Source organism: Streptomyces antimicrobicus (assembly GCF_020532625.1).
GTDB classification, from domain to species: domain Bacteria; phylum Actinomycetota; class Actinomycetes; order Streptomycetales; family Streptomycetaceae; genus Streptomyces; species Streptomyces antimicrobicus.
Map to the genome: position 1 here is coordinate 14,825 of NZ_JAJAUY010000056.1, position 21,096 is coordinate 35,920.

Annotated in this window: 15 protein-coding genes; 6 read left to right on the top strand and 9 right to left on the bottom strand. The window is 73.4% G+C overall.

What is annotated here, in order from left to right; genetic code table 11:
• Positions 1-56 precede the first annotated feature (56 nt).
• From LG632_RS16055 to LG632_RS16075, 5 genes are all read left to right on the top strand, one after another.
• Positions 57-1,967, top strand: coding sequence for a hypothetical protein (locus LG632_RS16055; RefSeq protein ID WP_226727947.1), 1,911 nt, complete (start codon positions 57-59; stop codon positions 1,965-1,967).
• A gap of 217 nt (positions 1,968-2,184) precedes the next feature.
• Positions 2,185-3,081 carry a metal-dependent hydrolase gene (locus tag LG632_RS16060; RefSeq protein ID WP_226727949.1) on the top strand — a complete coding sequence of 299 codons (897 nt, stop codon included), beginning with the start codon at positions 2,185-2,187 and terminating at the stop codon, positions 3,079-3,081.
• A complete protein-coding gene (locus tag LG632_RS16065; RefSeq protein ID WP_226727952.1) occupies positions 3,078-4,133 on the top strand; it encodes a PDR/VanB family oxidoreductase in 1,056 nt (351 codons plus the stop codon). Before LG632_RS16060 ends, LG632_RS16065 begins: the two co-directional genes overlap by 4 nt.
• A 64-nt stretch (positions 4,134-4,197) precedes the next feature.
• Positions 4,198-4,899 (top strand): TetR/AcrR family transcriptional regulator, encoded by a 702-nt coding sequence (locus LG632_RS16070; RefSeq protein ID WP_226727955.1) that lies wholly within the window; start codon positions 4,198-4,200, stop codon positions 4,897-4,899.
• An 86-nt stretch (positions 4,900-4,985) separates the two neighbouring features.
• Positions 4,986-5,519: a GNAT family N-acetyltransferase gene (locus tag LG632_RS16075; RefSeq protein ID WP_226727958.1), complete on the top strand. Its 534-nt coding sequence runs from the start codon at positions 4,986-4,988 to the stop codon at positions 5,517-5,519.
• On the opposite strand, the gene pulA is transcribed toward LG632_RS16075, so the two are convergent.
• The 9 genes from pulA to LG632_RS16120 all read right to left on the bottom strand — a co-directional run bounded on the left by pulA (position 5,506) and on the right by LG632_RS16120 (position 19,642).
• Complete coding sequence (gene pulA / locus LG632_RS16080) at positions 5,506-10,878, bottom strand: pullulanase-type alpha-1,6-glucosidase (RefSeq protein ID WP_226727980.1); 5,373 nt, start codon at positions 10,876-10,878, stop codon at positions 5,506-5,508. The two genes, LG632_RS16075 and pulA, sit on opposite strands and share 14 nt — an antisense overlap.
• Positions 10,879-10,927: 49 nt before the next feature.
• The gene (locus tag LG632_RS16085) at positions 10,928-12,640 is read right to left on the bottom strand and encodes a carbohydrate-binding module family 20 domain-containing protein (protein WP_226727961.1); all 1,713 of its coding nucleotides are present in this window, start codon (positions 12,638-12,640) and stop codon (positions 10,928-10,930) included.
• Between the two features lie 166 nt (positions 12,641-12,806).
• Positions 12,807-13,274, bottom strand: coding sequence for a hypothetical protein (locus LG632_RS16090; RefSeq protein ID WP_226727963.1), 468 nt, complete (start codon positions 13,272-13,274; stop codon positions 12,807-12,809).
• 128 nt (positions 13,275-13,402) lie between these two features.
• Complete coding sequence (locus tag LG632_RS16095; RefSeq protein WP_226727965.1) at positions 13,403-13,666, bottom strand: hypothetical protein; 264 nt, start codon at positions 13,664-13,666, stop codon at positions 13,403-13,405.
• Positions 13,667-13,820: 154 nt separating this feature from the next.
• Entirely contained in the window at positions 13,821-14,837 is a 1,017-nt protein-coding gene (locus tag LG632_RS16100) for a LacI family DNA-binding transcriptional regulator (protein ID WP_226727967.1), read from the bottom strand.
• The gene (locus tag LG632_RS16105) at positions 14,834-16,438 is read right to left on the bottom strand and encodes a glycoside hydrolase family 13 protein (protein ID WP_226727969.1); all 1,605 of its coding nucleotides are present in this window, start codon (positions 16,436-16,438) and stop codon (positions 14,834-14,836) included. The genes LG632_RS16100 and LG632_RS16105 overlap by 4 nt, the downstream gene beginning before the upstream one ends.
• Positions 16,439-16,500: 62 nt before the next feature.
• Entirely contained in the window at positions 16,501-17,361 is an 861-nt protein-coding gene (locus LG632_RS16110) for a sugar ABC transporter permease (protein ID WP_226727970.1), read from the bottom strand.
• 2 nt (positions 17,362-17,363) lie between these two features.
• The gene (locus LG632_RS16115; protein ID WP_226727972.1) at positions 17,364-18,362 is read right to left on the bottom strand and encodes a carbohydrate ABC transporter permease; all 999 of its coding nucleotides are present in this window, start codon (positions 18,360-18,362) and stop codon (positions 17,364-17,366) included.
• An 8-nt stretch (positions 18,363-18,370) separates the two neighbouring features.
• Positions 18,371-19,642 carry an extracellular solute-binding protein gene (locus tag LG632_RS16120; RefSeq protein WP_226727974.1) on the bottom strand — a complete coding sequence of 424 codons (1,272 nt, stop codon included), beginning with the start codon at positions 19,640-19,642 and terminating at the stop codon, positions 18,371-18,373.
• 221 nt (positions 19,643-19,863) lie between these two features.
• On the opposite strand from LG632_RS16120, the gene LG632_RS16125 reads away from it, so the two are divergent.
• Positions 19,864-21,096 (top strand): alpha-amylase family glycosyl hydrolase (locus LG632_RS16125; protein ID WP_226727977.1); only part of this gene is annotated, 1,233 nt, incomplete at its 3' end.

Consider the following 21,096-nt stretch of genomic DNA (forward strand, 5'->3'; position numbering starts at 1 on the left):
CCGAACGGGTGAGTCCGGGCCGGTGACCCGTCGGCGATTCGCTCGTTCAGCTGAACGTGACTGCTCCGGACACCGCCATCCGCCCGCTCGACGTCGAAACGGCCGAGGCCGCCATCGTCGAGCACTACCCCCGGCTGGTGCGGATCGCCTACCTGGTGCTGCCGCCCGCCCTCGGCCGCACCCGCCGGGTGCTCACCGCGCACTCCCTGGCCCAGCGCGCCCTGCCGCGCGGCCGGGAGTCCGCCCCGCAGGGCGGCCGGTCGGGGCGGCGGGGACGGGTCCCGGCCCCGCGCGAGGCCGGCGCCGACCCCGGGTACGCGTACGTACGGCTGCGGGTGCTGCGCTCCGCCCTGGAGGCCGGGCTCCCGCTGACCTTCCGGGCCCTGCCCCGGCGCGCCCAACTGCCCCCGGGGCTGCCGCAGGTGTGGGGCCTGCGGTTGTTCCCGCGGGCCGGCGGGGCCGAGGAACTGGCCCTGGACCAGTGGCTGGCCACCCTCGACGGCCCCGCCCGGGCGGCCTGCGTACTGCGCGCCCTGGAGCGGCTGCCCGAGCCGGAGGTGCTCAAGGTGCTGGCCGAGGCCGGCGTCGCCGACCCGGCGGCGGCCGTCGCGGCGGCCGCGGGCCCGGCCCCGGCCGACGACGCGCTGTTCACCTCCCCCGAGTTCGACCCGTGCGTCCTGCAGGCCCGGCCCACCGACCTGCTGCGCCGCCGCCGGTACCTCAAGGCCGCCCTCGCCGCCGGGGCCGCACTGGCGGTGTGCGGGGCGCTGTTCGCGCTGCCGGGCGGCGGCTGGGGCTCGGACGGCGCGGCAGCCCCGCCCTACGCCCGCAACGCCGCGGCCGAGCAGGCCCTGGACCCCGGCAGGCTGACCCGCGTCGCCGCCGCCGACTGGCGCACGTCGTCCCGCACCGACTTCTCCGTCTGGCCCGCCCGGGGCGACCGGACCGGGGACACCGCGCTGCTGCGGCGGGCGTTGGCGGTCTGGGCCCGGCCCGGCGCCTCCGTCGCCGTCTCGGCCACGCCCGGCACCCCGGCCGGCCCGCCCATGGGACCGGCCCAACTGCTGTACGCGGGCCGGGTGGACCAGGCGGTGGTGGTGCTGTTCCACGACGGCCTGCGCGTGGTGCGCTACGCCGAGCCGGCCTCGGGCACCCAGGGCGCGGCGCTCGACCTGGCCCGGACCGACGGGGCCTCGGCGCAGACCGCCGCCGCCCTGGTGCTGAGCCGGGTGGACGGCAACGTGCGCTACCTGACCGCGCCGTGGGTGACGGGCGTGGCCGTACGGGACCTGCTGGCGCCCGCGGACACTCCGGTCGCGCTGCGCCCGACCCCGGACGGGGTGACCCCGCCGGTGCAGAGCCCGGCCCCCAGCGGCGGCTGCACGAGCTGGAACGCGCTCGCGCTGAGCTCGGCCGCCGGCACCCACCTGGTGACGGACCTGGGCGAGCTGACCCCGGCCCGGCTGACCTCGGGCGCCCCGGGCGCGGAGGGCGAACCGGCGCTGGGCGACTGGTCGAAGAGCGCCTGCCTGCTGTCCTCGGCCCGCTCGCACGGGGTGCGCGAGGTCAACCTCTGGGCGTACGCCAAGCAGTCGCTGCCGGAGAACAACGGCACGGCGTCCTGGCTGTGCGCGCGGGCGGAGACCTGGCGCGGCACCGCGGAGCGGGTGCAGGCGCAGTTCCTCGCGCCGGGCGCGGCGGTGGCGGCGCAGGCGGCGGGCGCGGAGGGCTCGCCGGCCTGCGGGCCGCGGGAGGCGCGGGTGCTGGCGGGCGTGCTGTGGAAGTCGCGGGCCGGTCAGTGGTACGTCCTGGCCGGCGCCAGCCCGCAGTTCGCCTCGCTGGCGGTGACCGGCGGGGCGACCGGCTCGGCCACGGGCCACAAGCTGGCGGTGAAGGCGCCGGCGGGTGCGCAGGTGGAGCTGTCGGGGACCTTGCCGGACGGGACCAAGGCGGGCGTGCTGCGCTGAGCCGCGCGGACGGGCGGACAGACCGAAGGGCGGACAGGCCGAAGGGCGGACAGGCCGAAGGGCGGACAGGCCGAAGGGCGTGACCGGCGTAGCAGCGGACCGGCGTAGCGGCGGACCGGCGTAGCGGCGGACCGGCGTACTCGGTGTAGCGGCGGACCCGTGGACCGGCCGCTGCACGGGGGTTTCCCTGACCGGTACCCCTCAGTACATTGACGCCATGTCTAATAAGCCGCCCGCCCCCGCCCCCGTGGCGTCGGAGCACACCGCGCTTCAGGCCCGCAACGTGTCCTTCGGCTGGGAGGACACCCCGCTGCACTGGCTGCCCGGCGACCCGTTCGCCACGCACACCATCAACGTGCTGCACCTGCTGCTGCCCGCGGGCGAGCGGTGGTTCGTCCACGTGTACAAGCAGGTGCTGCCGTACGTCCGGGACGAACGGCTGCGCGAGGACGTGATCGGGTTCATCGGCCAGGAGGCCATGCACGCCGCCGCCCACGACGAGGTCCTGCCGCACCTGAAGCGGCTCGGCCTGGACCCCACGCCGTACACCGCCCAGGTGGACTGGCTGTTCGAGAAGCTGCTGGGCGACCGGACCCTGCCGCCGGGGCGGGCCCGGGTGTGGTGGCTGAAGGAGCGGGTCGCGCTGATCGCGGCGATCGAGCACTACACGGCCTTCCTCGGCGACTGGGTCCTGAACGCCGAGGAGCTCGACCGCCGGGGCGCCGACCCGATGATGCTGGACCTGCTGCGCTGGCACGGCGCGGAGGAGGTCGAGCACCGCTCGGTGGCCTTCGACCTCTTCCAGCACGTGGACGGCAGCTACCGGCGCCGGGTCCGCACCTGGGCCACCGCCTTCGCCGCGCTGGTGTTCCTGTGGCAGCGGGGCGCGCGGTTCTTCATGGAGAACGACCCCACGCTGGCCGACGGCCGGGCCAGCGTCGGGCAGTTCGTCCGGGCCGGGCGGCAGGGCGTCCTGCCCTCGACCCCGGCGATGCTGAAGTCCATCCCCACCTACCTCTCGCGCCGCTACCACCCCTCGCAGGAGGGCTCGACCGAGCAGGCGGCGGCCTACCTGGCCACCTCCCCCGGTGCGAACGGAGGGGTCCGGCGATGAGGAGGGCCGTCACCGTCACGGCGGTCGCCGGCGCGGCCTGGCTGGCCAAGCGGGCCGTGCGCCGCCGGATCCGCACCTCTCCGCTGTGGCCGCTGCCCGCCCTGGAGACACCGGTCTCGGGCCACTCCCCCCGCCGGACCCTGCGGGCGCTGGTGGTCTCCCGGACCGAACCCGCCGAAGGCGTCGTGCAGCTCACCCTGGAGGCCGGGGACCTGCCGCCGTGGACCCCGGGGGCGCACGTCGACGTCGTCCTGCCCTCCGGGCTGATTCGGCAGTACTCGCTGTGCGGCGACCCCGCCCGGGCGGGCACGTACACCATCGCCGCGCGGCTGGTCGAGGACGGCCGCGGCGGCTCGCGCGAACTGCACGAGCGGGTCACCGAGGGCATGGAGCTGCGGCTGCGGCCCCCGCGCAACCGCTTCGAGCTGCTGCCGGCCCCCGCGTACGTCTTCGTGGCGGGCGGGATCGGCATCACGCCGGTGCTGCCGATGCTGCGCGCGGCCACGGGCGCCGGGGCCGACTGGACCCTGCTGTACGGGGGCCGTTCGCGGGCCTCGATGCCCTTCCTCCCGGAACTGGCGGCGTACGGCGACCGGGTGACGGTCGTCCCGCAGGACGAGGCCGGGCTGCCGGACCTGGCCGCGGCGCTCGCCCCCGCCGCCGCCCGCCCGGGCACCCTGGTCTACTGCTGCGGCCCGGAACCGCTGACGGCGGCGGTCACCGAAGCCGCCCCGGACCCCGCTGCCGTGCGCGTGGAGCGGTTCGCGGCGGCCGGGGCGCGGGCCGAGGACCACGCGTTCACGGTCACGCTCGGGCGCACCGGTACGACCCTCACGGTCCCGGCGGACGGCACGACGCTGGCGGCGGTCCGCAAGGAGCTGCCGTACACGCCGTACTCGTGCGAGCAGGGCTTCTGCGGCACCTGCCGGCAGCGGGTGCTGGCCGGCGAGGTGGACCACCGCGACACCCTGCTGACGGACGCGGAGCGCGCGGACTCGATGCTCCTGTGCGTGTCCCGGGCCAGGGGCGAGCACCTGGTCCTGGACCTGTAGGGGGGCGCCCGGGGCCGGTCGGGGCCGGTCGGGGCCGATGGACGGCACCAGTAGGGTGTCGGGCATGACGACCGGGGTGCGACGCAGGATGGGTGTCGAAGAGCGGCGCCAGCAGCTGATCGGCGTGGCGCTGGAGCTGTTCAGCCAGCGGTCGCCCGACGACGTGTCGATCGACGAGATCGCGGCGGCGGCCGGGATATCCCGGCCGCTGGTCTACCACTACTTCCCGGGCAAGCTCAGCCTGTACGAGGCCGCGCTGCGGCGGGCCGCCGACGAGCTGGCCCAGTTGTTCGTGGAGCCGCGGGAAGGTCCGCTCGGGGCGCGGCTGTTGCGGGTGATGGGCCGGTTCTTCACGTTCGTCGACGAGCACGGACCCGGCTTCTCCGCGTTGATGCGGGGCGGCCCGGCGCACGGGTCCAGCCGGACCAACGCCATGATCGACGAGGTGCGGCACGCCGCGTACCGGCAGATCCTCGCGCACCTGGACGTCGAGGAGCCGCCGCCGGCCCGGCTGGAGCTGGTGGTGCGCTCCTGGGTGTCGCTGGCGGAGTCGACGGCCCTGCTGTGGCTGGAGGGCCGCCGGATCCCGCGGGCGGAGCTGGAGTTGCAGCTGGTGCACGACTTCGCGGCGCTGGCTGCGGTGAGCGCCGCGTACGACGCCGAGATGGCCGGCGTCCTGGTGCGGATCCTGGCCGGCGAGCCCGCCGACGGGCCGTTCGGCGAACTGGTGGCCCGGCTGGCGGCCCTCGCACCGGGGGCGTCGTAGTCCGCCCGCCCGTAGCCGGTCCGCGGCCGGTCCGCGGCCGGTCCGCACCCCCTCGGGCGGCGGGGCCGTGCGACGACAATGTCTTCGTGATCATTGACGACGACATCGTGTTCCGGCCGGCCGAGGACCAGGACGCCGGGGCCCTGGCCGAGCTCTACGACCGCACCGCCCGTTGGATACTCGCGCGCGGCATCGAGCAGTGGAAGCCCGGGGACAAGGACGCCGCGCACTTCCGGGCCCGGATGCGGGACGGCGAGGTGTGGCTGGCCACGGACGCCGACGGCCGGCTGTGCGGGGCCTACGAGCTGTGGTGGTCCGACGAGGAGGCCTGGGGCGTGCAGCCGCCGGTGGCCGGCTACGTGCACCGGCTGATGGTCGAACGCGGCGCCGCGCCCGCCGGGACCGGGCGGCGGCTGCTCGACCATGCCGAGCGGCGGATCGCCGCGACCGGCCGCGAACGGGCGCGGCTGGACTGCGTCAGCGCCAACCCCCGGCTGCTCGCGTACTACCAGGACGCGGGCTACCGGGTGGCCGGGGAGTTCCCCCACAAGCAGGGGGTGGACGGACGGATCTACGGGGTGGTGCTGCTGGAGAAGCCGCTCGGCGTCAGCGTCGGGTGAACACCCCCACCGTGCGGGCCGGGACGCTGAAGGTGCCGGTCGCCCGGTCGTAGGCCGCCCGCCGGGCCACCGGATCGGATCCGGTGGCCTGCACCGGGTGCAGCCGGTAGCCCTGGCCGGCGAGCGCGGCCAGCCGCGGGGACTGCTCGGTGGGCGTGGCGTTGAAGACGATCACCAGGTCGTCCAGGGTCATCGTGATCACGCCCGGGGTCTCGCCGGGGCCCGACAGCGGGAAGGCCAGCCGGTTCTGGACGTCCGCCGCCGTGGTCAGGGCGAAGCCCGGTTCGGTGGTGCGGATGCGCAGCAGGTCGCGGTAGGCGGCCGAGGCCGCCTCGATCTCGGCGCACCCGGGCACCGGCCCGGTGAGCAGCGGCTTGGCGTACGGCCACTTGGCGCGGTTGTCGGCGGCCGGCGGCAGGCCCCGGCCGAAGCCGTTCCCGGCGCGGCAGTCCCAGTGGACGGCGTTGAACCAGTCGCCGCTGTCGTAGGAGTTGCGGTCCAGGGACTTGGAGCGGAGCAGGTCGGTGCCGGCCTGGGAGAGCGCCGGGCCCTGGGAGAGGGTCGCGGTGGCCAGGGCGAGGACCTGCATGCGCGCCTTGTCGGCCTCGGTGGTGCCGGCGGGCAGCTTGTAGGTCAGGGCGTCGTAGAGGGACTCGTTGTCGTGGGCGTCGACGTAGGCCAGGGCGTCACCGGGGGCGGCCGCGTACCCGGCGGGCTGTCCGTTGTAGTCGACCTGTGCGCCCGTGACGGTGCGGCCGCCGCTGTCGGTGAAGCGGTAGCCGGCCAGATTGCCGGTCAGGCCCACCTTGATCAGGTCCTGGGCGTGCAGCAGGCGGGCCTTCTGCTGCTCGGGGCTGCCGCCCGCCGGGGACGCGTTGGGCGCGGTGTACAGGCCGGAGGCGAAGCCCTGGACGCGCGGGTCCTCGTCGAAGGGGCCGCCGCCGCGGACGGCGTCGCGGGCGCGGTCGGAGAAGGTGGCGATGCCGGTGCCGGCCAGGTTCTTCTGGGTGGCCTGGACGAAGCGGGCGTCGTCGGCGACCTCCCCGAAGTTCCAGCCCTCGCCGTACAGCACGATCTGCTTGCCGTCGACGCCGTCCTTCTCCGGGGTGAGCGCGTCGAGGGCCTGGCGGACGGCCAGGATGTTGGCCTTGGGGTGGTGGCCCATGAGGTCGAAGCGGAATCCGTCGACCTTGTACTGCTTGGCCCAGGTGACGACGGAGTCGACGACGAGGCGGCCCATCATGGCGTTCTCGGGGGCGGTGTTGGCGCAGCAGGTGGAGGTGGCGACGGTGCCGTCGGGCAGCAGCCGCTGGTAGTAGCCGGGCACGATCCGGTCGAGGACGGACTGCTCGGACTGGCCGGCGGCCACGGTGTGGTTGTAGACGACGTCCATGACGGTGCGCAGTCCGGCACCGCCGAGGGCCTGCACCATCCTGCGGAACTCGACCGTGCGGGCGGTGCCGTCGGGGTCGCTGGCGTACGAGCCCTCGGGCACGGTGTAGTGCAGCGGGTCGTAGCCCCAGTTGAACCCGTCCTTGGCGGCTGCGGCCGCGACGCAGGCCTGCTGCTGCTCGGAGTCGGGGGCGTAGACCTTCAGGTCGCAGGCCGGTGCGGTGCGGTCCGCCGGGTTCTCCGGGACGGTGCCGAAGTCGAAGGCGGGCAGCAGGTGGACGTACGAGGTGCCGCTCGCGGCCAGCGCCCGCAGGTGCTTCATGCCGGCGGAGTCGGTGTCGGTGAAGGCCAGGTACTGGCCGGGGTGGCGGCTGGTGGGGTCGGCGACGGAGAAGTCGCGGATGTGCAGCTCCTGGATCTGGGCGGAGGTGAACGGCACCGCCGCGGGCTTCTTCAGCTCGCGCCAGCCGGGCGGCTGGAGGGCGGGTGCGGCCAGGTCCACGGCGAGGCTGCGCCGGGAGTCGGTGGTCAGGGCGGTGGAGTAGGGGTCGGTGACGAGGTTGGTGACGACCTGCCGGACGGTGGGCGCCCAGACGGTGACGGCGAACCGGTACGGCTTGCCGGCCCAGGACCGGCCGCCGGTGGCCGACCAGACGCCGGTGGCGTCGTCGCGGCGCATGGGCAGGGTCCGGCCGTCGAGTTCGAGGGCGACCTGCTGGGCGGTCGGGGCCCACACGGAGAGGGTGACCTTGTCGCGGGAGAAGACCGGGCCGAGCGGGGCCTGGGTGGCGTACAGGTCGTCCAGGACGCCCGCCAGCTGGACCCCGGTGGCGGCCAGGACGGCGCCGGTGGCGGTACGGGCGCTGGCGACGAGCTGGCCGCGCAGGGCCTCGCGGACCCGGTCGCGGTCGCGCGGGTCGACGGTGAAGGCCCGCTGACCGGCCAGGTGCGGGAACTTCTGGCGCTGGGCGTCGGTGAGCCGGGTGGGGGTCAGCCGGAGCCACTGGGCCCCGCCCTCGACCAGCCGGCCGTCCCGGACGGTGACGGCGCCGGCCCGGGACGCCAGCAGCTGCACGGAGGCGGCGGCCTCGGGGGCGTTCCAGGCGACGGTGTCGCGGTCGAGCCAGACCGCCTGGGACTTGGCGAGGTCGAGGGCGGCGGCGGAGCCGGTGGGCTGCGGCAGCAGGGGCTTGTCCTGGCCGGCGAGCAGCCAGACCTCGTGTCCGGCGGCCCGCAGGTCGAGGGACTGGTCGGCGGGCAGGTCCTTCTCGTCGCCCTTGTGCAGGATGTAGCTGAGCGAGGTGGCGCCGGGGGCGAGGGGGACCTCGTAGACGGCGCCGTAGGCGTCGAAGCGGGCCGGCGGCAGCGGCTTGGACCAGTCGGTGGGCTGCGCGGCCCCGGTCCACACGTGCAGTCCCCAGCCGTCGTAGGCGCCGTCGGCGCGCCGGTGGTGCAGGACGGCCTTGGCGGTGTCCTGCGGCGGGTGGGCCGGGCGTTCGGTGCGGACGGCCTCCTGGCCCTGTTCCAGCCAGATCTCGCCGGTGCGGGTCACGTCGAGGGTGCGGTCCGCGGCGACGTCCTTGTTGCCGTCCTTGTCGATGACGAGGTAGCCGACGGAGGCGGCCCCGGGCTTGAGGCGGACGTAGGCGAAGGCACCGTAGGCGTCGCGGCCGACGAAGTCGTGGCCGGCGGGCCAGGGCGTCGCCTCGCCGTCGGCCAGGTCGCCCCAGGCGTAGAGCCGCCAGCCGGTGTAGTCGCCGTCGGGGCGGTGGTAGTGGACCACGGCGTAGTCGCGCTGGGTGGCGGTGGGCGCCTCGACGGGCGGGAGCTGCCCGGCCGTGGAGGCGGCGACGGCGGAGGCGGTCCGCCCGGCCCGGTCCACCACGACGGCCTTGTAGCGCAGCGGCGTCCCGGCCGCGGCGCTCAGGTGCTGGGTGACCTTGTACGGGGCGTGGTCGGCGGAGCCGAGGACCTGCCAGCGGCCGTTGCCCTCCTGGGCGGCGAAGACGACCCGGTTGGTGCCGCCCCCGGTGATCTCGGCGGACAGCTCGACCGTGCCGGCGGCGCCGGCGGCCGGGGCCTTGAGGGTCAGGGCCGGGCGGGTGGCGGGCGCGGGCAGCGGCGCGGCCGCGCGCAGCACCGTGGAGCCGAGCGCGGGCACGGTGACGCGGACCTTGCCGGTGGCGGTGACCCGGACCGCGCCCGAACCCCCGTACAGGGCGCGGAACTCGGTGGTGGTGGCGCTGTCGACGGGCACCTCGACGGTCACCGGCTCGGCGGCGTTGTTCACGGCGACGAGGTACTCGGTGCGGGCGCGGCCGTCCTTGCGGGTGGGGGCGTCGGTGCGGGTGAAGGCGTAGACGGAGCCCTCGGCGAGGCGTTCGCTCTGGACGCCGTCGCGCAGGGCCGGGTGGGCGCGGGTGAGGCCGCTGAGGTCGGCGATCTGCCGGTACAGCGGGTGCCGGCTGTCGTAGGCGTCCACGGCGTGGGTGCGGTCGGTGCCGAGCTGGTCGTCGTCGAGGTAGTCGGGGGTGCGGGAGGCGAACAGGGACTGCCGGGCGTCCTTGTCGCCGCCGGCGCCGGTGAAGCCCTGCTCGTCGCCGTAGTAGACGACCGGGTTGCCGCGCGAGAGGAACATCAGCTCGTTGGCGAGCCGGTAGCGGGCGAGCAGTTCCTGCTCCGGCGCGCCGGGGCGGTCCTGGCGCAGGAAGCTGCCGAAGCGGCCCATGTCGTGGTTGCCGAGGAAGGTCACCTGCTCGTAGGCGTTGGCCCGGTCGCTGCTGTACCGGTAGTCCTGTCCGAGCGTCGCGGCCAGCCGTGCGGCCCCGCCGCCCTGCGAGGCGTAGGCCCGTACGGCTTCCTGGAAGGGGAAGTCGAGGGTGGCGTCGAGCCGTCCCCGGGTGACGTACGGGGAGGTGGTGGCGGGGTCGGCCGAGTAGACCTCACCGAACATGAAGAAGTCGGGCCGGCCCTGCCGGGCGGCGTAGCGGTCGAGGGCGGTGGCCCACTGGGTCCAGAACTCCATGTTCACGTGCTTGACGGTGTCGATCCGGAAGCCGTCGATACGGAAGTCGTGGACCCACTTCTCGTAGATCTTGCGCATCCCGCTGACGACCTCGGGGCGCTCGGTCCACAGGTCGTCCAGGCCGGCGAAGTCGCCCTGCTCGGAGGACTCGCCGGCGAAGGTGGAGTCGCCGCGGTTGTGGTACATCGCCGGGTCGTTGAGCCAGGCGGGGACCTTGAGGTTCTTCTTGGCCTCGGGGACGACGGGGGTGCGCGGGAAGGCGTCCTGGTCGACGGGCGGGAAGGGCCGCTCGCCGTCGGCGTGGTCGGAGTCGTCGAAGGGCACGCCGTCCTTGGTCAGGTACGGGAAGGCGCCCTGGGACAGGTAGGAGGAGGACTGCTCGCGGTACTGGACGACGTCGGCGGTGTGATTGGTGATGACGTCGAAGAAGACCTTCATGCCCTTGGCGTGGGCCGTGTCGATCAGCCGGGTCAGGTCGTCGTTGGTGCCGAAGTGCGGGTCGACCTGGGTGAAGTCGGTGATCCAGTAGCCGTGGTAGCCGGCGGAGGCCTGGTCCCCGGTGCCCTGGACGGGCTGGTTCTTGAAGATCGGGGCCAGCCAGATCGCCGTGGTGCCCAGCCCCTTGACGTAGTCGAGCCGGTCGGTGAGTCCCTTGAGGTCGCCGCCCTGGTAGAAGCCCTTGTCGGCGGGGTCCAGGCCGGTCTGCAGCCGGGTGCCGGTCAGGCCGCCGCGGTCGTTGGCCGGGTCGCCGTTGGCGAACCGGTCGGGCAGCACGAAGTAGAACTGCTCCCGGGTCAGGTCGTGGCGCGCGGGCTGCGCCGCGAGCGCGGCGTCCGACGGCGGCGCGGGGGGCGGCGCGGCGGCCGCCGGAAGCGCGGGCAGGAGCGCGACCGCCAGGGCGGCGGCGACGGTCCCCGCGGCGGTGCGCAGGGCTGGGGGTATCACGGCAGGACTCCTCGGCTGGGACGGGGCGGCGGGCGGGGGTGGCGGGTCAGGGGCGCCAGGTGTCGTTCAGGGTGACCTTGCCGCTCGCGGGGACGGTGGCGGTGCGGTTGGCCCCGCTCTCCCAGGTGACGTTGCCGGCGCCGTCCTTGCGGACGTACTTGTACGCGAAGGTGGTGCCGGCCGGGAGGGCGACGTCGAGCTTCCACACCGGGTAGGCGGCCGGGTCGAGCTTGAGGGCGGCACCGGTGTTCCAGCCGCCGAGCGCGGCGTGGTCGCCGGTGACGTGGATGTTCTGGCCGGGGACGGTGGTGGCCTGGACGGCGAAGGACGCCCCGGCGGCGGGCGCGGCGGGGCCGCAGGTACGGGCGCCCACGTGGAGGGCGAGGGCGGTCCCGGCGGGGACGGTCGCGGTGAACTGGCCGGAGCCGTTCACGGTCACCGACCGCCCGCTCTGCACGTCGCAGTAGTCACCGGCGGCGAGGGCGGACTGGAAGGTGCGGGTGAGGGGCGCGCCCTCGTGGTTGATCACGACGTACGCCTTGTCGCCGCGGCCGAAGGCGATCCGGTCGGCGCCGTCGTCCCACCAGTTCGTGACGCCCTGACCGCGGGCCACGTTCCGGAAGGCGACCATCGAGGAGATCTCGCGCCAGGCGTGCTGGCACTTCCAGCCGTCGCTGTAGCAGGCGTTGACGGCGCCGCCGAGCGGCGGCCCGGCGTCCTTGTCGGTCCACTCGTAGCCCGAGTGCACGTCCGGGGAGCCGTAGGGCCAGGCCAGCATGAACACGCCGGCGAGGGTGTAGGCGGAGCCGTCCTTGTAGGAGAGGGTGTCGCCGACCCGCTCGGTGTCGTGGTTGTCGACGAAGACGCCGGCCTTCGCGGACGGCATGTAGCCCCATCCCTCGCCGAAGTTCTTCAGGTAGGCGAGGTTCTCGTTCTGGAAGACCCGCTTGAGGTCCCGGGCGTACCGGAACTCCTGCACGTCGCCGTTGCCGAGGTACTCGGCGGGGTCCACGGCCTCCCCGGCGCCGTGGATGGCCTCCTGCTTCCAGTAGACGTCCGGCTTGGTCAGGCGGGACTTGATGTTCGCGAGGTCGGCGGCCGGCATGTGCTTGGCGGCGTCGATCCGGAACCCGTCGACGCCCAGCGACAGCAGGTCGTTGAGGTACCCGGCGATCCGCCCCCGCACGTACTCCTCACCGGTGTCGAGGTCGGCGAGCTGCACGAGCTCGCACGCCTGCACGTCGGTGCGGTCCCGGTAGTTGCTGATGGTGGCCCGGCAGTCGTCCATGTCGGCACCGGAGTAGATGCCGGGATAGCCGTACTTGGTGTACGCCGACCCGCCGGTGCCGACGCCGTCCCCGGCGGCCATGTGGTTGACGACCGAGTCCGCCACGACCTTGACCCCGGCGGCGTGGCAGGCGTCCACCATGGCCTTGAAGGCGGCCCGGTCACCGAGCCGTCCGGCGATCTTGTAGCTGACGGGCTGGTACGAGGTCCACCACTGCGGTCCCTGGATGTGCTCCTGCGGCGGCGACACCTGGACGTACCCGTACCCGGCGGGTCCGAGGGTGTCGGTGCAGGCCTTGGCGACGGAGTCGAACCGCCACTCGAACAGCACGGCGGTGACGTCCTTCTCGCCCGGCGGCACGGCGAGGGCGGGGCCGGTGGCCGTCGCGGTGACGCCGACGGTGGCCGAGACGAACGCCGTGGCCGCGACCATGGCTCTGGCGGCGCGACGGGGGATGCGGATGGGTCGCATGGGGCTCCTCCTGGCGGAGAGGTGGGGATGGTGGCGACCGTAGGGGCGACCCCGAAGTGTTGCAAGACCTTGCGCAAGAGATTGCAGAATTGTTTCCGAGCCGGAAGCGGACACGGAACGGCCCCCGCTCCTGGCGCGGAGCGGGGGCCGTAGGGCTCGGACGGGGTCAGCAGGCACCGGAGATGGGCGTGTGCCCGACGTAGGTGACCCCGCTCCGATTGATGTCGACGGTCTCACCGGCGAGCCCCATGGTGTTGCTCGCCCAGAGGGCCTGGTTCCAGGGCGTGTAGACGACGAAGTTCCCGTCGCCCTGGTAGATGGCGTAGTTCCGGGCCCCGTTGTTGGTGCCGGACGCCCAGCACACCTTGGTGAAGCCGTACCTGGCGTCGGTCTTGTACTGCACCAGGTTCCCGTCGGTCTGCATGACCAGCTTGTACTGGATGTACCCGTTGATGTACGGGTTCCAGTCCATGCGGGAGATGGACTCGCCGGGCGACAGGCTCTCCCCCCGGTAGAGCCGGTCGCCGTAGGAGTGCGCGGCGGACGCGGAGCCGGCACCGGCCAGCACCCCGCCCGCGGCGAGAGCGGTGACGGCCAGCGCCCCGGCGGCGACCCGACGCAGTTTCGTGAGCATGACGTTCCCCTCCAGGTAGGACACGGGACCCGGCCGGCCCCGCCCCCCGATCCTCGAACGCCGCCCCCGCCCCCGCGATCCTTTCGGCTTCGGCCGAAAGGTGCTGCCGCCGGGGGTGCGGCGGGTGGTCACCTGAGCAGGCCGCCCAGGGCCGTGGCGTCCCTCGGGGCCGGGGACATGCCGAAGACGAGGCCGCCGACCTGGCGCTTGGCGTCCCGGACCGTCGGGGTGAGGAAGCGCAGCGACAGGATGTTGTCGAGGCTGAGGGGACCGGCCGTGGTGCCGGTGCCGTGGTGGGCCGGGGCGGCCTGGGACGCGGGGGCGCAGACGAGGGCGAGGACGACGGCCAGGGCCGCTCCCGCCGTGGCGCGGCGGACGGTGCAGTGGGTCACGCCGTCCCCAACGCCGCCGGCCCCGCCGGGTAATGGGTCATGGGCCGAACGGGTCGGCCGGACAGGACGGCCGAACGGGTCGGCCGGACAGGACGGCGCCGGGACCCGTGAGGACGGGTCCCGGCGCCGGGCGGGGTCTCGGGGGGTCCCCGAGTCAGAGGGCCGGAGGGTGCGAGGTCGAGCCTCGGACCACCAGCTCCGGCTGGAAGACGAACTCCGTGCGCTGGACCGGCGTCCCCCCGACCGCCTCCAGCAACGCTCCGACCGCCGCCGTGGCCATGGCGCGGACCGGCTGGCGGACCGTGGTCAGCGGCGGATCGGTGAACGGGATCAGCGGGGAGTCGTCGAAGCCGACGACCGAGACGTCCTCGGGCACCCGCAGGCCGCGCTCGCGCACCGCCCGTATCACCCCCAGCGCCATCGGGTCGCTGCCGCACACGACGCCGGTGCAGCCGCGGTCCAGCAGCGCGCCGCCCGCGGCGTGGCCGCCCTCGACGGTGAACAGCGTCGACTGCACGTCCGCGTCGTCGACCGCCCGCCCGAGCTCGGCCAGCGCCGCCTTGAACCCTTCCGCCTTCCGCGCCGACGGCACGTACCGGGTCGGCCCGATGGCCAGCCCGATCCGCTCGTGGCCGAGGTCGGCGAGGTGGCGGACCGCCATCCGGGCGGCGGCCCGGTCGTCGGGCGACACGAACGGCGCGTTCACGTGCTCGTTGAAGCCGTTGATCATCACGAACGGCACCCCGCGCGCGGCCAGCCGCTGGTACCGGGCCGGATCAGCGGCCCCGTCCGCGTGCAGCCCGCTCAGGAAGACGATCCCGGTGACGCCGCGCTCCTCCAGCTGCTCGACGAGCTCGTCCTCCGTGGCCCCGCCGGGCGTCTGCGTGCACAGCACCGGCGTGTACCCGTGCCCCGCCAGGGCCTGCTCGATGACCTGCGCGAACGCCGGGAAGATCGGGTTGGTGAGCTCCGGGATCAGCAGCCCGACCAGGCCGTTGCTGCGCCGCCGCAACCGCACCGGCCGCTCGTAGCCCAGCAGGTCCATGGCGGCCAGCACCTTGTGCCGGGTCCCGGCCGCCACGCCCGCCTTGCCGTTGAGCACACGGCTGACCGTCGCCTCGCTGACCTGGGCCTGCGCGGCGATGTCCGTCAGCCGGAGAGGGGAGGTCACCCCGACGTCACCTGCCACCACACCGTGGTGTCGCCCGGCAGCACCCCCGGCTCGGCCTGCTCGCCGGAGGCCAGCAGCGGCACGCCCGGGGCGGCGAACGCCACCGGCTCGGTGGTGGTGTTGGCCGTGCAGACGAAGTCGCCCCGGCGGAAGGCCAGCACGCCCTCGGGCGCGGCGAGCCACTCCACGGCGTCACCGGCGCCGAGCGCCGGGTGCTCCCGGCGTATCCGCAGCGCCTCGCGGTAGAGCTCCAGGGTGGAGCCCTCGCGCCCGGTCTGCGCCTCGACGCTCAGCTCCGCCCAGGCCTCCGGCTGCGGCAGCCAGCTGCCGCCGGGCCCGAAGCCGTACGGCGCCTCGGTGCCGGACCACGGGATCGGCACCCGGCAGCCGTCGCGCAGGCCGTCCTGGCCGTTCTCCTTGAAGAACGACGGGTCCTGGCGCACCTCGTCGGGCAGGTCGACGACCTCGGGCAGGCCGAGCTCCTCGCCCTGGTAGACGTACGCCGAGCCGGGCAGCGCCAGCATCAGCAGGGCCGCGGCCCGCGCCCGCCCGAGGTCGCCCCCGAAGCGCGTGCGGTGGCGGACCACGTCGTGGTTGGACAGCACCCAGGTCGTGGGGGCGCCCACCGGCCGCATCGCGTCGAGCGAGTCGTCGATCGCGGCGCGCAGCGCGGCGGCGTCCCAACCGGTGCCGAGGTAGTGGAAGTTGAAGGCCTGGTGCAGCTCGTCCGGCCGCAGGTACAGCGCGGTCCGGTCGGCGCTCGGCGTCCAGGCCTCGGCGACGCCGATGCGGTCGCCGTCGTACTCGTCGAGGATCTTGCGCCAGGAGCGGTAGATCTCGTGGACGCCGTCCTGGTCGAAGAACGGCAGCACCTGGTTGCCCAGCAGCTTCAGCTGCTCGTCGCGGCCGAGGTCGGGCAGCCCCGGCGCCTTGACCAGGCCGTGGGCGACGTCGATGCGGAAGCCGTCGGTGCCCAGGTCCAGCCAGAACCGCAGGATCGAGCGGAACTCGTCCTGGACGGCGGGGTGTTCCCAGTTGAAGTCGGGCTGCTCGGGGGCGAAGAGGTGCAGGTACCACTCGCCGTCGGCGACCCGGGTCCACGCGGGCCCGCCGAAGATCGACTCCCAGTCGTTGGGCGGGAGCTCCCCGTCCGCGCCCCGGCCCGGCCGGAAGTGGAACCGCTCGCGCAGCGGCGTGCCCGGGCCCTCGCGCAGCGCCTGCTTGAACCATTCGTGCTGGTCGGAGCAGTGGTTGGGGACGAGGTCCACGATGATGCGCAGGCCCAGGCGGTGGGCCTCGCGGATGACGGCGTCGGCGTCGTGCAGGGTGCCGAACATGGGGTCGATGGCCCGGTAGTCGGCCACGTCGTAGCCCGCGTCGGCCTGCGGGGAGGCGTAGAACGGGCTCAGCCAGACGGCGTCGACGCCCAGTTCCTTGAGGTAGGGCAGTCGGCTCCGGATGCCTTCGAGATCGCCCATGCCGTCGCCGTTGGAGTCGGCGAAGCTGCGCGGATAGACCTGGTAGATCACCGCGTCTCTCCACCAGCCCCCCGGCTGGGTCCCGGTCGGGGTCTGGAGGCTGTCGGTGAGGTGCTGGGTCATGTCGTCCTTGGTAGAGATCGGGCCGGTTCGTACGTCGGCACTGCGGGGGGCACCGCGGGTGGTCAGCCCTTGGTGGCACCCGCCGTCATCCCGGCGACGAGATGGCGCTGGGCGAAGACGAAGAAGATCGCCGCGGGGATCGCGATGAGGACCGAGGCGGCCGTCATCGGGCCCCAGTTGGCGGTGTACTGGGTGACGAAGGTCTGCAGGCCGCCGGCCAGGGTGAGGTTGTCGTCGCCGACCATGAAGGCGGAGGCGTAGGCGACCTCGCCCCACGCGGTGATGAACGAGTAGAACGCGGTGACCGCCAGGCCCGGCCGGGCCAGCGGCAGGATCAGCCGCCAGAAGGTGCCGAAGGGGTTGAGCCCGTCCACCCGCCCGGACTCGTCGATCTCGACCGGGATGGTGTCGAAGAAGCCCTTCATCATCCAGGCGCAGAACGGCACCGCGATGGTGAGGTACGTGATGATCAGGCCGAGCGGCTGGTTGAGCAGCCCGAGCTGGCCCATCAGGTTGTACAGCGGGACGATCAGGATGGCCATCGGGAACATCTGGGTCACCAGCAGGGTCCACATCAGCGGCCGCATGCCGGGGAACTTGAACCGGCTGACGGCGTAGCCGGTGGTGGCCGCGATGAACACGCCGAGGACGGTGGTGACACCGGCGACGAGGACGGAGTTGCCGAACCAGGTGAAGAAGGAGGTCGACTCCACCAGGTAGCGGTAGTTCTCCAGGGTCGGGTCCTTGACGAAGTCGGTGCTGATCGCGTCCTTCGCCGGCTTGAGGGAGGTCAGCAGCACCCACAGCACGGGGAAGACGGCGATCACGGAGGCCGCGATCAGCGTCGCGTGCAGGGCGACGGAGGCCAGCGGCGAGCGCTCGCCCCGCTTGCGTGCGGACGGCGCGGACGTCGTTGCGGTCATGGTCACCACACTTCTCCCTGCTTGCGCAGCGAACGCCGGTACACCAGCGCGAAGATCATCAGCAGGGCGAGGATCAGCACGCCCCAGGTCGCGGAGCCGGCGAAGTCGCGCGGGCTGGAGACGAAGGCCTCACGGAAGGCCTGGGTCACCAGGATCTCGGTGGAGTCCCCCGGGCCGCCCCGGGTGAGCAGGAAGATCACCGGGAACATGTTGAAGGTCCAGATGGTGGAGAGCAGGATCACGGTCATGCTCACCGCGCGCAGCCCGGGCAGGGTGATGTGCCGGAAGCGCTGCCAGGCGCTGGCGCCGTCCATCTCGGCGGCCTCGTAGAGCTCGCCGGGGATGGACTGCAGGCCGCCGAGCAGGGCGACCATCATGAACGGGACGCCCAGCCACACGTTGACGGTGATGACGGAGAGCTTGGCCCAGGTCGGGTCGTCGAGCCACGGGATCGCCCCGATGCCGCCGCCTTCGAGGACCTTGTTGAGGATGCCGTTGTCCCGGTTGAACAGGAACCGCCAGGCGAAGACGGACACGAAGCCGGGCACGGCCCAGGGCAGGATCAGCGCCATCCGGTAGAAGGCGCGGCCCCGGAAGTTCCGGTTGAGCATGTTCGCCAGGGCGAGTCCGAGGGTGAAGGTGACGGACACGCACACGACGGTCCAGAGCACCGTCCACACCAGCCGCTGCCAGAACACGGGGTCCGACAGCACGGCCGTGTAGTTGTCCAGCCCCACGAAGGAGTACGACGCCTCGATGGTGTTGGCACCGATCGTGCGGGCGACGTTGCGCTCGTTGGCGTCGGTCAGCGACAGGTAGACGCCGCGGACCAGCGGCCACCCGATGATCACGCCGAGGACGAGCACGACGGGCGCGACCATCGCCCAGGCGTACCAGTGGGTGGCGAGCGCGCGCTTGAGGCCGCCGCGGCCGCGGCCGCGGGCGACGTCGGTCCCGTCGCCCGCGGCCTGGGCCGCCGTCCGGCTGGTGTGGACAGCCATGGGTGTGATTACTTCCAGCCCTTGAGGATCTTGCGGAACTCGGCGCCGGCGGACTTGGCGGCGTCCTCGGGGGTCGCCGCGCCGGTGACCGCCTTGGTGTACTCGACCTTCAGCGGGTCGAAGAGGGAGCCGTTCTCCGGGATCCAGGCGCGCTCGACGGCCTTGTCGACGGCCGGCTTGAAGAACTGCACCATCTGGTTGGCCTTGACGTCGGGCTGCTCGTAGGCGGCGGTCCGGGTCGGGAGCAGGCTGAGCTCCTTGGTGACCTGGGTCTGGACGTCCTGCGAGCTCAGGTACTCGACGAAGGCGTGCGCGGCGGCGCGGTTCTTGGACCCGGCGTAGACGGCGAGGTCGTGGCCGCCCTGCGGGCCGCCCGCCTTGGCGGAGCCGGCCGGGACCGGGGCGACGCCCAGGTTGGCCTTGTCGGTGAACTGCTCGCCGGCGTAGGTGTCCTTGATCGCCCAGGGGCCGTTGATCATCATGGCGACCTGGCCGGTCTTGAAGGCGGTCTGCATGTTCTGGTAGCCGTCGGTGGAGTTGGTGACGGCGGCGCCGGAGGCGACCAGGTCGCGGGCGGCCTTGAAGGCCTTCACGCCGGCGGGGCCGTCGACCGTGACGGTCTTGTTCTTGGCGTCGACCAGGTCGCCGCCCTCGCCGTAGATCAGCGGCAGGAACCAGTAGGAGTCGTCGCCGCGCAGGTACAGGCCGGTCTTGCCGGTCTTCTCCTTGATCTTGGCGCTGGCGGTCTTCAGCTCCTCCAGGGTGGTGGGGGGCTGGACACCGGCGTCGGCGAGCATCTTCTTGTTGTAGAAGAGGCCGAGGGTGTCGATGACCTGCGGAACGGCGTACATCTGGTTCTCGTACTTGCCGCTCGCGGCCGCCGCCGGCAGGAACTCGGCGTCGACCTTCTTCGCGGTCGCGTCCGGCACCTTGTCCAGGTAGCCGAGCGAGGCGAAGTCGGCGACCCAGCCGACGTCGGCGCGGATCACGTCAGGGGCGTCGGCGCCGCTGCTGAAGGCGTTCTTGACCTTGTTCTGGGCGTCGCCGTAGGGGACGTTGACGTACTTGACGGTGACCTTGGGGTGCTTGGCCGTGAACGACTCGGCGATCTTCTGGAAGGTCGCCTTCTCCGTGTCGTTGGAGGTGTCCCACCAGGTGACCGTGCCGGAGAGCTCGCCGCCGGCGTCCGTGCTGCCGCCGTCGTTCTTGTCGCCACCGCACGCCGTCGCCGCGAGCGCCAGGGCCGCGACCAGCGCGGTGGCCGCTATGCCACGCCGCATCTGAACTCCTTCGATGATCCCGGCCGCGCCCTCGCGGTCCCGAGTTGCCGAGAACGTAACAAGGCTGAAAGCCATCCGAAAGGCCTTGCGGCAATTTTCTGCAAGGGACGGGGATCGTTACATCCATGTGTCCGTACGGTTGCCGCCGCTTGCTGTTGTTCGAACGGTCTTCGGGTGACAAGGCCCGCAACCGAGGGTCCGGTGGCGGCGTTGACCCCGGTATGACCCATGAGCTGACCGCCCCCCGCCTTGCAAGCGCTTCCAGCAACGCGACCGCAAGCGGTGCCGCGTGGTGGCGCGATGCCGTCATCTACCAGGTCTACGTCCGCTCCTTCGCCGACAGCGACGGCGACGGGGTCGGCGACCTGCGCGGGGTCCGCGAGCGCCTGCCGCACCTGGCCCGGCTGGGGGTGGACGCGGTCTGGCTGACCCCCTTCTACGTCTCCCCGCAGGCCGACGGCGGCTACGACGTCGCGGACTACCGGGCCGTGGACCCGGTCTTCGGCGACCTGTCCGACGCCGACGACCTGGTGCGCGCCGCCCACGGGCTGGGCCTGAAGGTGATCATCGACGTGGTCCCCAACCACACCTCGGACCGGCACCCGTGGTTCCTGCGGGCGCTGGCCGACCCGGCGCGGCGGGACCGCTACGTCTTCCGGCCCGGCCGGGGCGCCACCGGGGAGCTGCCGCCCAACGACTGGGAGTCCGTCTTCGGCGGCCCGGCCTGGACCCGGGTCCCCGACGGCGCCTGGTACCTGCACCTGTTCGCCCCCGAGCAGCCCGACCTGAACTGGGAGAACGCCGAGGTCCACGAGGAGTTCGCCTCCGTGCTGCGGTTCTGGCTGGACCTCGGCGTGGACGGCTTCCGCGTCGACGTCGCCCACGGCATGGTCAAGGCCGCCGGCCTGCCGGACATCGGGCGCGGCGCCCAGGCCACGCTGATCGGCACCGAGCCGCTGCCCTTCTTCGACCAGGACGGGGTGCACGAGATCCACCGCGCCTGGCGCCGGCTGCTCGACGACTACTCGGCCGTGCCGGGCCCGGACGGCACGCCGCGCCCGCGCATCGGCGTCGCCGAGGCCTGGGCCCCGAGCTCGGAGCGGCTCGCGCTGTACGTCCGGCCCGACGAGCTGCACCAGGCCTTCAACTTCCGGTTCCTGACGTGCCCGTGGGACGCGGCGGCGATGCGGACCGTCATCGACGAGTCGCTGGCCGCCACGGCGTCGGTCGGGGCGCCGACCACCTGGGTGCTGTCCAACCACGACGTGGTCCGCCACCGCACCCGGTACGGCGGAGGCCCGCGCGGCCTCGCCCGGGCCCGGGCGGCGGCGCTGCTGATGCTGGCCCTGCCCGGGTCGGCGTACCTCTACCAGGGCGAGGAGCTGGGTCTGCCGGAGGTGACGGACCTCCCGGACGCCGTGCGCCAGGACCCGGCCTTCCGGCGCGGGCGGGGC